Below are 12,960 nucleotides of genomic sequence, written 5' to 3' on the forward strand. Positions count from 1 at the left end.
TCCAATTTTATTTCTTCAATAAAAATTCTGAAACTCCACTTCCAACGATACTAATTTCGGAGGAACTTGTTTTTTCGTCTCCAGTCGTTACATCAATAATAGATTTTGGTACTAATGATTTCCAAATAAATTTGGTTTCTTGAGCAGAGGATTCCGGATTGAACAAACGCATTAATATTGTACCATCTTCGTTCGGAGTTAGACTAGTTACCACAATTTTTGAGTTTGTTAATTCAAAAAGATTCGAAGGCAATTTCACGTCGTCTTTAATCATAATTCCAATCAAAGGTTGTGTAAAATCCGCAGCCGCTTTTTCTATATCTTCTGCGTTTACTGCAGCGTGAGGACGAAGCGCATATCTGAAACTTACGATTCCTTCCTGATCTGCTTTATAATTGGTGTGCCAATAATTATTCATCACATAACTGAACCAGGTTGCAGTTGGTTGACCCGTTTTTTTCCATTCTTTGTGATTACCTTCAACGACTTTTCTTTCATCAATCATATTGCTTGGTTCAACCAAAGGCGATTCTAATAATAACCACTGAATTCCCTTGTCTCCAGCAGAAACATCCACCCATCTTCTTCCGTATAAATAATCCATATTCGATCCTGGCAATTGATCTTTTAGGAACTCCATCGAGCCATAACCGGCATCAAGAGTGGTTTTGGTAAATTGCTCATTGAATGGATATCCAAAATGAACACCCTCTTTGTTTCGGATGGCTTTTTTATCCAAAACATTTTGGATCATTACTTCGTCGCTTCCACTGTAAAGCGAAATAATACGCTCCAATTTATTGGCTCCAGGAGCATCTGAAGTAATTGAAACTGTTGTAATAACTGGTCCTTTTTCAATAATTTTTATCTGAACATTTCCGTTAGTTTGAGCTTCTTCAGGATTCAATCCCGGTACATACCAATAACTATTTAATCCTTGTTTTTTGAAATCACCCGCATAATTGAAATCCGAAACGGTTTTCAAATTCGTGATGCTTCCATTGTTTTTGTCCCAAGAGAATTCAATTTTTCCATTCGATAATGAATTTTCACTCAAAACAAATTTGCTGGACAAAGCAGGCGCTACTTTATTTGTAATTTCATACGAAACAGATCCAAAAGCAGGAACGTCTTTAGCGATAAAAGCCTGTTTTCCGTTGTTTAATTTTTGCAAAGGCAAAAGATTTCCATTAGCATCTTTCACTGATTTTCCGTCAACTGATGATTCAATAATCACTAATCCAGTTCTTTTCCATGAAGAAGTATTGAAAACGGCAATTTTTTTTGATTGTGAATTACTTATATCCTCAAACAAATTTTTCTCCAGCTCATTAATCTGCTTGTCGCCATCAAGTAAATACTGTTTTTTAATACACCACTGTTCAGTTACAAAAGGGACATCCGGTTCGGTTGTACTATTATGTGCTCCCCAGGTATGCTCATGAAACAGGAGAATATTTCTCCAGGCTTCGTAAAATTTTTTTTCGTTATATTTTTTAGAATCTAGCATCGTATAAAGCGTTGTCAATTGCTGTAAACGCAAACTGTTGATTCTGTTTTTTCCTTCTTCCTCAGCGGTCGAAATAGCTCCGTCTTCCCAATAAGGTGTCATATCCCCTTTTACGGTTGGGATTTTATCACCATATTTTTTTTCGAAAGTTTCAAATAGTTTCTCCGTAGTGTTCAGAACCAATTTTGGAGATGCATATTTCTCATTCCATTTTTTTACAAAATCAGAAATATTAGGTTCAATTGGCCCATTATCAGCAACGATATTAAAGCGCCATTGCACCATGTCATAAGGATAATTATTTGCGGTCAGTTCGTTCAAATAATCAGCGATTTTTTTAGAACCTCTTTCGAAAATAGCGCCAGGTTGCATGCCGTGCCACGACGAATATCCTTTGGCTCCAGCCCAAAACAGAACTTTTTCCTGACCCGAAGGAGAAGTCCACCAAACTGGTTTGTCTCCCCAATTCTTCAAAAAATGACCTGCCCTATCTCCCAAATAAGGATGGTCTAATCCCATAAAATTAGAACCTATCGAAAAGTATTTCACGCCTCCTTTTGAAAGAGCCGTTACGGTTGACCATGCAAATCCGGGGATATCCGAAATCATTGCTCCGTTTATTTTAAATCCAAATTCCTTACGCAATTTCGCCGCATAATCCGTGTAATGAAACATCTCTTCGGGTTGACTCATGCCGGTAAGCATGTTTGCATACAAAGCAGAAAGGAAAATATCGCCATTTTTCACAGCCGCAACAAATCTCTCTTTTTTCGTTGGAGTAGCTACTTTCAGATAATTTTCAACAGCCCAGATTGATTCAATATTCCATTTGAATTTTGCCTCTTCGGGATATGATTTTGTTTTTTCAATCATTTCGAGGGCATCATCAATATTTTTATTGTGAATTTTCAAAACTTCAGGCTGTAAATGTGAATAACCAATATCAGTATGCGCATGATGAATCAAATGAAGTTCCCTGTAAATAACAGGTTTTACAACATAAGAATCGTTGATATACGTTTTATTCCCAATGGTCGCGAGCACTTTTACTTTTTCTTCTTTACTCACTGCTGCAACCGGAACATCAAAACTGTTCATTCCATTTTTAACCGTATAAATGTGATTTTCTTTATCATTAATTTTCACCTTTACAGTTTCTTCTTTTCCAAAATGCAAAACAGTAAGAGCTAAAGATTGTGTTCCATCTTTTAAAAGAAAAGGCATCGGAACAACTTTTACATTTTCCTCAAAAGGAAATTTGAAAGCCATGAACCAATCCGTGCTGTTTTGTTTCTGACCTACAATTTTGATGCGAACGGATTGACCCGGTTTTACTTTATTTACTGGAAGACGCAAAAAAGCATATCCTTGTGAATCACGTGCACCGTCCAACTTTGTTTGTTGAAACACTAGTGCCGAACCATCTTCAGCTTTGAAAATCCAATTTGGTTTTTGATTTTTAGGCAAAGTTGTGAAAGTCAAAAGCTTTTTGTCATTGACATATAAATCATAATTTCTGTCACCACTACTGGTCCCTGTAGAATGTCCGGCTACAAATCCGAAATAAACATACTCGCCTTTAGTCCCTTTTGGAACTGGAGCTGTTTCCCATTCAATGACTTTATTACCATCTGTATTTCTGGTCAAAAGCGCTACAGTGGCGTAATCCTGAAAAGCCGAATTATAGCTAATATTTTCTCCGCTTATTTCTTGAGAGTAACCATTAATCCAATTGATTTTTCCGAAAAAAGGAGCTTCATTTTGTGCAAGGATTGACTGCGTTAAAAAGCCGATAAAAAGAGCAATAGATAACCGGACAATGTTTCGTTTTTTTAAATTCATATTCAATATTTTTATAATTCCCTCATTTAATTATAACTAATCTTTGATATTTCAACTTTTAATCATCATCGTCCTTTTTATCGTTCAGACTAACAAAAGCAGCTCGTCTGGGACCTGGAAATGCAACTGCATCCCCTTTAATAGCGTACCAAAGCAATTCTGTAAATTCCAGATCAGGAATGGCATCAACTTTTGAGAAATCGTAAGTCTCTGATTTTTGCTGCCATTTATTCATTGCTATATTCTTTTCGTTCAAATCAATATTTGCGGGAACCGACTTGAATGGTGTAAAATCGGGTTTTGATGTAAAGCTATTCCACAAAGGAGTCGAAGCGGCATCATGTTGCGACATTGGCGGTAATCCCAAAACCAACTCTATCGTACGTAAAAACGAAGTCGAGGAATACATCGTATGATCCACAAAATTCCGTTTTACATACGGTCCTGCTAAAAAAGCGGTGCTTCTATGTGCATCTACATGATCAGTTCCACTTTGAGCATCATCTTCTACAATTAAAACCAAACATTCGTTCCAAATAGGGCTTTTACTTAAATATTCGACTAAAAGTCCTGTAGCCAAATCATTGTCTGCAACGTGTGCATTTGGCGTGGGTCTTCCTTTTCTTAAGCCTTCGGTGTGGTCGTTCAGAAAACGGATTGTATTAAATCGAGGAACTTGCTTAATTGCTACCAACGAATCAAAATCTTTTTTCCATTGTTCGAAACGGTTTACATCTTTTTCTGCCAATTCGACCCAAGTATTGAAACTTTTGCAATAATGATTTTGCAAAACAGCTATTGTCGGCTTTTTTTCAATAATAAATTCGCCATAAGTTCTGTAACTTACATTGCCACGTTTGCAAGCATCCCAAATAAACCCTGCTTTATTGTTGGCAATCGGTCTGCGGCCTTCTCCTGGATAATCCCAAGCACGACCGTAGCAGGTAGGCCACATTTTTTCAAGATAATCTGTTGCATAAGCGCCAAGTGACCAATTATGACCATCAGCACTGACTTCGGCATCAACATAAAAATTATCCAAAAGCACAAAGTCTTTCGCCAACTTGTGCTGATTGGGTGTTATTTTTTCGCCAAACATAACTAGCGAAGGATCTCCATTTCCTTCTTTTACATCACCCATAACCTGGTCGTAGGTTCGGTTTTCTTTGATAACATAAAACACATATTTTATTGGGCTTACATCCCCAACTTTCATTGGAACGGGATTTCCAACATCATTATGCGCTTTCAGTTCTTTTTCTTTTGAATACGGCGAATTTTGATAAACCATTTTAGTATAAGCGCCCAATAAATCTGTAGATGGTTGGTCGATAATGCTTAATGTCCCTTTGAACAATTCACCAATCGAATGCACCGATTTGGGTTTGGAAGCGTCCTCTGCCCTATATTGTAAATTATATCCTTTTGTATAAGGTGTTGGTGCCTGAAGATTGGTCATCGGAACAAATCCTTTTCCGTTGGCTACAAATATTTTCTTGTTCACAATCCTAACATTCGTAGGATACCAGCCAGTAGGAATAAATCCAAGCGATTTGCTTTTACCAGAATGACTTACATCAAAAACAGCAAGACAATTATTATCAGCATTGGCAATATAAAGTTGTTTTCCATTATCGCTCAAACTCAAAGAATTGGTAGTTGATCCCGCCGGTGCATCAGGATATAAGGCAGCATTAAGTGTTTCAACGATATTACGTGTTTTTCTATCAATGACTGAAACCGAATTATCATTAGAATTGGCAACAAATAGAAAATCATTATTTTTTGAAAGTAGAATCTCATTTGGGTGGCTTCCTACAGGAACTGAAGCTATAAATTCTTCTTTTATAGTATCATAAACCAATAATTTTTCGCAACCCCAACAACTCACATACAATTCTTTTGAATAGGGAGACAAAACACAGGTAAAGCCTTCACCGCCCAAAGGAAGTTGCTTTTTAACTTTTTCGGTTTTCAAATCCATCACATAAAGTGAATTATTGTCTTTGGTCACCACATAAAGCAACTGATTTTTGTCGTCAACATCAAAGCCTGCAGGCGAAATTCTATTTGGCCATTTTTTGCCTAAAGTAATGGTATCGGCAAGTTTGAGTTTATTACCAATCAAATCGATTCGGTAAATAACATTGTCATTCCCTCCCGAAGCGTACAATTGTTTTTCGTTTGAACTAAACTTCAATCCGTACCAACTCGAAGGAATAATAATACTATCGACTTGTTTTTCCTTTTTAGGGTCAATAAGCTGAATATAATGCTTCCCTAAACCGTTATTAGTTACTGCAATCCATTTTTTTGATTTACTAACAGCAATATTCAATGGCAAATCGCCCAAAGGTAAAGACCTGCCAACATTTGTAATTGACCAGCCATTAGGCAATAAAACGGTTTTGACTTCTTTTTGCAGTTGAGTTTGCGCTATTAAACCATTCCCAAAAAAGAAAGAAAACAAAGACGCAAAAACTATTTGAACAGAACGATTTTTCATGGCTTCGTTTTTAATCTACGATTATTCAATTTCTTCTAAAATCTCCATTTTATTAATGGATAATTCCTTGCCACTATTCAAATCAGAATTCCATTCTCTTTCAATTTCTTCCAGACTTTTTCCTTTGGTTTCAAACAGTTTCTTTTTAGCATATAAAAAAGAAAGAATACAGAAGAAGGAGAAAATAAAAAACGTAGTAGCAATTCCCAATCCGTCTCGCATCACAGGAAACAATAGATTCACTATATAATCGGAAACCCACATCGTCATAATGCAGACTGATAAAGCGGTTCCTCTTATATGAGTTGGAAAAATTTCTGTCGATATAACAAATTTTAATGGCCCAAGCGAAAAAGCAAAAAACAACAGGAATAAAATAATACTAAAGAGCATGAACCAACCCGTAACATTCATTAGGAAACAAAAAGCGGTTAATGCCAATGCAAAAGCGGCACACAAAGAACCTACAATGTATAATGGTCTGCGACCCCAACTATCCACTTTTGAAATGGCAATAAAAGTAAAAAGCACATTGGCAGATCCCAATATTACCTGATAAAACAGCGCATCACTGGTAACAATTCCTGCCGATTTCAAAATTGTTGGCCCGTAAAAAATCACGCCATTGATTCCGCTAAATTGTGACAAAGCTGTAAGTACCATTGCCAAAATCAATAATTTACGAAGTGGCAATTGTAATAACTCTTTAATTCCGCCTGATTTTTGACCAGCCATTTCTTTGATGGAATCCAACTCCAAACGAGCCGTTTCTTCGCCATTTATTTTTGTCAAAATATCCAATGCCTTAACGTTTTCCCCGTATTGTACCAACCAGCGTGGGCTTTCGGGAACTATTAATAATAACAAACAAAACGCCAAAGCCGGTATAACCCCAACGATGAACATTCCGCGCCAAACATTTTCAACAAACATCCAATGCACCAAACCAGTTCCTTCTCCAGCATTGGCCGAAGCGTATCGCTGCAAAAATAAATTACTGATATAAGCCGCCAAAACTCCAACGGTTATGGCAAGTTGATAAAAAACAACCAACTTTCCTCTCTTTTGCGAAGGCGCCACCTCGGAAATATAAAGCGGTGACACATTCGAAGCCACACCCACACCCATTCCTGCAAGGACACGAAAAGCAATCAATACTACATAAACTTCCGAAAACGCGAATCCAATAGCACTGATTAAAAACAAAACAGCAGAAACAAACAGTACTTTCCTTCTTCCTATTTTATCGCTCATGTAACCCGAAAACGCAACACCTACAATACACCCTAATAAAGCGCAGGACACAAATAATCCTTCCTGACCTGATGATAAGCCATACTGCAATTTCAATGGTTCAATAATTCCACTTACTACGGCCATATCAAAACCGAATAAAAAGCCTCCTAAAGCTGCAATCAGCGTTATAAGCGATATAAAATAATTAGTTCTTTGTCTTTTCATAATAGTTTTGGTTCTTGGTTAATAGGTTACTAAATCGATTTTTTATTTAGCATAAAAAAATGGTTGCTTTATTGTTTCTCGAAAAAATGTAGTTAACACCAACTGTCTTTTACATATGAAACCACCACAAAAGCTTTATTATCGCCTTTGCAATTGATTTTGTATTTCGGGACATTCGCCGGAATTACAAAAGTTTCGGCATATTTAAATGTTTGGGTATTTTCTCCCGCAGATACTTCGGCAATATCTCCTTCGACCAGCATACAAATGTGACACTGACCTAAAGTTTCGATTTCGATATCCCCTGTAAACTCATAGCGGTCAATAGCATAAAAATGTTCTTGATGAGTTGATAAATTCATTTTTCGTCCGTTTGGAAATTCCTGAACAGCAGTTTGTTTTGATATAAATTCATTGGCAACCCTTTCTCCTTTTCTGTCAAAATAAACATTCTTCAACCCATGTTCAACATTGATAGGGCGTGGTTTTCCGTCCAATCCCGGGCGAACCCAATCGTACATTTTGAAAGTAAAAATGTAAGGCGTACTGCTTATTTCCAGAACCATATTATTAATTCCCGAAGCGTGAATAGTTCCGTTTGGAATCAGGAATAAGTCGTGTTTTTTGGCTTTGAATTTTTGTACGTATTTTTCAATTTCAATTGGTTGGGCTGTCTCCTGAGACTCGATTAAAGCTTGCTCAAATTCTTTTGGATTAATATCATCTGTAAAACCTAAATACACATTTGCATCATCTCTACAATCAAGGATGTAATAGGTTTCATCCTGCGTAAAAGGTTCTCCAAAATTCTCTTTGATATATTCGGGACGAGGATGACATTGCACAGAAAGATTTCCTCCATCGAAAGTATCGAGATAATCAAAACGAATCGGGAAATCATTTCCAAAACGTTCTGCCGCTTTTCCTAACACTTTTTTGTTGTCACGGAACATCAAAAAATCAAAAGAAACTTCCAATAAATGATTGTTTCCTTCCAAAACAATTCCGTTTTCCGGAGTAATTAATTCAAAAGACCAAGCATAATTCACTTCTTCCTGATTCAAATCATCAATGTGATTTTTCATCCAATGACCACCCCAAACCCCAGCTTCAAACCATGGTCTAGCGCGTAACGGTGATTCCAACATTTTGTCCAACGCTTTTCTAAAATCACTTCCCTGCATCCAAGTAATTTCATCAATACGTTGTTCATCAACGATTAAATCAATTTTTGGAAGTAAACGTTCTTTGTGCGCATTCAAAACCGGCCATTCAATAAAATACAGTCGTTTGTAAATTTGCGAATACGCCAAAGTATCAGTGGAGCCAATATTTTTAACCGAGCAAGCTCTCATTCGGTATTGGATTTCATTTTTAGGCACATCCACATAAATCAATTGCCCTTCCCAATTAGCCAAAGAAGCGCCAGTCCCATAAACAATACATATATCAGCCGCTGAATCGGGCTGCAACATTTTTAGTTTTTCAGCATCAAAGAAATCGGAAAGTTCACCTTCATATCGTTTTCCGAAAACCAAATCATCACCATTCATATTCGGTTTAATCATTTCGTCAATCTCGGCAGATGATTTCAAACAAGCATCAATATCATACCAAAGCACATTTATCTTTTTTTCGGTCAAAGCCGAATTCAAATGGTTTCTAAAATTCTCCCAAAGCACACCTCCAAATCCGTCAATAATTACCTTTTTTTGTTTTGAAATGGCATTCGCTAAAGAATCAAATCCTACAAAAACGTCTGAATTGGTGTGAAAAGACGGAAAAATATTGTAATCTGAATTGCTTTTTACCACCTCATTTACCGGCAATAAAGCTTGTGTGGTTTTTCTTTTGGACTGAATAGTGTTTTCCATTTGTAATCTATTTTTCTTGTCTGCAATAATCGTAGCTCCTGTCAAAATGCTTTGTTCCGCATCATCACAGAAAAGGATATTAATTTTTGTTTTTAATGATTTTAATTTTTCTTCCAATACCGGTAAAAACAAAGCTTTAGCTTTCGAAATATTTCCGCCAATAACAAGTTCTTCACAGCTAAATTTTTCGAACCAAGGAAAAAGAAAAGTTCCCATATTGGCTCCAAAATTTCTGAAAACTATCTTCGAAACATCCGTATTTAAAGCTGCTAAAGCTTTCACCGATTTAATTATCTGACCTGAAAGTCGTTCATATTCAGCCAAAATCCAACGAGTTGAAAAACATTCATCAGCAATAGTTCCTAGGAAAGGTTTATCATAAAACACTCCATTTTTTGGTACGTCAGGATGATTTTCAACCAAATCACCATCGACCATAAAAGCGGAACCAAAACCTGTCCCAAGAGTTAAAAAAACGGTTCGTTTGCTTTTTAATTGATGTCTATGATAAGCTCCTACGGCAAAACAATGTGCATCATTTCCAAATGCAAAAAAAGCAGTATCTAAACCTGTGAAATTTTTTAATGCCTGTTGTATATGAACTCCAAAAGTTGTTTCAAATTTACCTCCGACCCCTTTTATTTCACTCACCCCTTTTGCATAATTAAATGGTCCGGGAAAAGCGATTCCAATAGTAGCTACTCCATTTTGGTGATCTAAAGCTTCTTTTATTGAGTTACCAATAGCTGAAATGATGGCTGTTGGATTTTCATTTGTATTGATTTCCTTTCTAAAAAATGTTTGCTTTTGGTTATCTGTAGCATTGTGTTCGATAACACTTACAGTAACATGGCTTCCTCCTACATCAACTCCTACTTTTTTCATTTTTCTAAATCGTACGTTTAATTTCTATTGTATAGGTAAACCAATCATTTCTATAATAACAGATATTATATTCGATTGGTTTTCTGGCCGTGTCGAGTACTACACGCTTTCTTTCAAGAACAGGCTGATCTTTTTCAATTTTCAAATTACTAGCAATTTTCTTACTGGCAGCAATGGCTTTGAGCTCTTCCTGTGAATACACGGGAACCACATTGTATTTATTATCCAATATTTCATATAGTGGGGTTTCAAAATTTTCATCAAGAGAAAGACCTATTCGAGGATGAAAATAGGATTCAAAATAAACCATTGGACTATCGTCAATGCTTCGGATTCGTTGTAAAAACATGACTTCGTCTCCTTCGTTTATTTGCAAATGTTTAGCAACTTTGGCACTTGCAGGAACAATTTCAGCATGCAATGAAAGATTTTTGAATTCCAAGCCCAAATCCTCCATCTCGTGGGTGAAACTCATCCAATTATTAAGATTGGTGCTTATCCGATTTTGAGTAACCCTTGTTCCAGAACCTTTTTTTCTTTCCAACAATTTTTCATTCACCAAAATAGCAATAGCCTGACGAAGCGTATTGCGGGAAATTCCCCAACGTTTTGCCAAATCGACTTCTTTTGGAAATAATTCACCTCCTTTAAATTCCGGAAGTTTAATAAGTTCACGTAATTGTTCTTCCGCTTGTTTATGCAAAGGAATTTTACTGTCATGATCTAGTAACGGTATATTTTTTAAATGTTCATACATATGACAAATGTAACATTTTTATTTTATCAAAAAAATTATTTTAAGTAAATATAAATAATTGATATATAGCATATTTTAGTAATACATTTATTTCCTAAAACGTTATAGAGAAATAGTTGATTTTCAGAAAATAAAAATCAAAAAACTCCTTTTCAAGTCATTTTAAAATGATATGTTCATATTAAAACTTGAATAATTATATACCTTTCTCCTACTATCATATGCACTTATTTAATATATTTGTTTTTTAATAAAACGATTTAGTATCTAAGTCATAAATATTAGGATACCTCTATCTAACTCACCAAAAAAAAAGAATAGATGAAAAAAAAAGTATTAACCCTGTTGACCGTTTGTGTAATTACTTTGTCATTTGCACAAAAAATACCGACAGCAATTAAAGTCACCTACCTAAGAACATCGAACGGAAAAGTGACTGAAAATCAAGACCCGATGTTTTTGTTTGCTTCGAAGGATTTAAGTTTAATAACAACTGACAAAATCCTGCAGCAAAATGCAAACTTCCCATTTGAACAAACTTTTATCGATTTTAACACCCAAACGATTTCACAATGGGCACAATTGAAAGGAGGCAAATCTATTCTCAGTAATGATAATGAAGCTTTAGGTAAACAAAAATTTGAATTCAGCTCCGAAACCAAAAAAATCCTGAATTATACTTGCAAAAAGGCAACAACCTTTGTCAACTCAAATAAAATTGAAATTTGGTACACCACTGAATTTGGATTGAAAGGAGGGCCTAGTGTTTTGGGACAAAATTTAGGTTTGGTTCTGGAAACCATTCGTAACGGAAATTCGACTTTGACAGCTACAAAAATTGAAATTTTAAAGACCACTCCTACCCTTCTTGTAATTCCACAGGTACAAGCTGTTGATCAATTGACTTACAAAGATTTATTATGGAAAAGTCGCTTTGTAAATATTCCGGTTTTTACCAAAGAACAAATTCATTTTGTTTCGGATGCCAAATCAAATGACAGCATTTATAGATTTGCAAACGGAACTGTAATTGTTCGAAAAATTAAATTCCCTGAAATCAAAAGAGGAAGTTCCATTTATGCAGATGTAACCGAGCAATCAAATGGTGATGCTTATGACAGAACCGGTTCGGTTTTTATGATTCCGATGGACAAACAAAAATCTTTTCTTGACGGATTAAAAAATGGTATAAAAACCTTACCTGTTTATGAAAATGGAAATGGCAAGAAATACCAAGGCGTTGTTTCTACCAACGAATACACCTCATTATTAGAAATGATGCGCTTTTTCACTCCTTTTGGAGTAAAGCATTTCAACTATTTACAACTAAAAAACAAAGTTTGGCAGGATAGTGTTATCTATCGTCAAGACATTTCATTATTACAGCCAAAACTAAGTGATCAAGAGGTTTATATTGGAATGTTTATCGGTAATTATGATGCAGGCGGGCACAAAGCGAGTTTAAACATTACGATTCATGAAGGTGAAGACAACAATACCAAAGCTGATTTTATTTTGCCTCTTTTCAATACGCTGAATGTAATGGAAATGGCGGGACAAGAATATTCAACAATGTTTGATAACGAAAAAGGGCTCGAAATGACATTTGAAGTGCCTGATGGTTATAGAAATTTCAAATTGAGTTACACTACAACCGGTCACGGAGGTTGGGAAAATGGTGATGAGTTTTTGCAGAAAAAAAACACCATTTTGATTGATGGAAAAGAAATTTTTGGATTCACTCCTTGGCGCACCGACTGTGGTTCATACCGATTGAGTAATCCTGCTTCGGGTAATTTTGGTAACGGATTGTCATCTTCTGACGAAAGCCGATCCAACTGGTGCCCGGGAACAACGACGAATCCAAATTTGATTGATTTAGGAAATCTTTCTCCTGGAAAACATACCATCAAAGTATCTATTCCGCTTGGAAAACCTGAAGGGAGTAGCTCAAGTGCGTGGAATGTTTCGGGATTTTTGATTGGGGAGAAATAATCCTCTCCCCCAACCCCTCTCCGAAGGAAAGGGGAGCGATGCGGATTCTCGATACAATTTGAAAAGCTAATGTATTTCAAATTTACTACCAATGACGTTTTTGTTTGGATAGGGCTTCGACTGCGCTCAG

Annotated in this window: 6 protein-coding genes; 1 reads left to right on the forward strand and 5 read right to left on the reverse strand. The window is 36.0% G+C overall.

The features are described 5' to 3' along the window. Positions 1-7: 7 nt before the first annotated feature. From OZP12_RS12235 to OZP12_RS12255, 5 genes are all read right to left on the reverse strand, one after another. The gene (locus tag OZP12_RS12235) at positions 8-3,352 is read right to left on the reverse strand and encodes a glycoside hydrolase family 38 N-terminal domain-containing protein (RefSeq protein ID WP_281225282.1); all 3,345 of its coding nucleotides are present in this window, start codon (positions 3,350-3,352) and stop codon (positions 8-10) included. A 58-nt stretch (positions 3,353-3,410) separates the two neighbouring features. Then, complete coding sequence (locus OZP12_RS12240; RefSeq protein WP_281225283.1) at positions 3,411-5,858, reverse strand: bifunctional YncE family protein/alkaline phosphatase family protein; 2,448 nt, start codon at positions 5,856-5,858, stop codon at positions 3,411-3,413. Positions 5,859-5,879: 21 nt separating this feature from the next. Next, positions 5,880-7,319, reverse strand: a complete 1,440-nt coding sequence (locus OZP12_RS12245) for a sugar porter family MFS transporter (protein ID WP_281225284.1) — start codon at positions 7,317-7,319, stop codon at positions 5,880-5,882. Between the two features lie 92 nt (positions 7,320-7,411). After that, positions 7,412-10,078, reverse strand: a complete 2,667-nt coding sequence (locus tag OZP12_RS12250) for an ROK family protein (RefSeq protein ID WP_281225285.1) — start codon at positions 10,076-10,078, stop codon at positions 7,412-7,414. 4 nt (positions 10,079-10,082) lie between these two features. Then, positions 10,083-10,835, reverse strand: coding sequence for a GntR family transcriptional regulator (locus OZP12_RS12255; protein WP_281225286.1), 753 nt, complete (start codon positions 10,833-10,835; stop codon positions 10,083-10,085). Positions 10,836-11,156: 321 nt separating this feature from the next. Between OZP12_RS12255 and OZP12_RS12260 the strand changes: the two genes are divergently transcribed. Then, positions 11,157-12,830 (forward strand): GLPGLI family protein, encoded by a 1,674-nt coding sequence (locus tag OZP12_RS12260; protein WP_281225287.1) that lies wholly within the window; start codon positions 11,157-11,159, stop codon positions 12,828-12,830. Positions 12,831-12,960 lie beyond the last annotated feature (130 nt).

It is taken from the genome of Flavobacterium aquiphilum (genome assembly GCF_027111335.1).
GTDB classification, from domain to species: Bacteria; Bacteroidota; Bacteroidia; order Flavobacteriales; family Flavobacteriaceae; genus Flavobacterium; species Flavobacterium aquiphilum.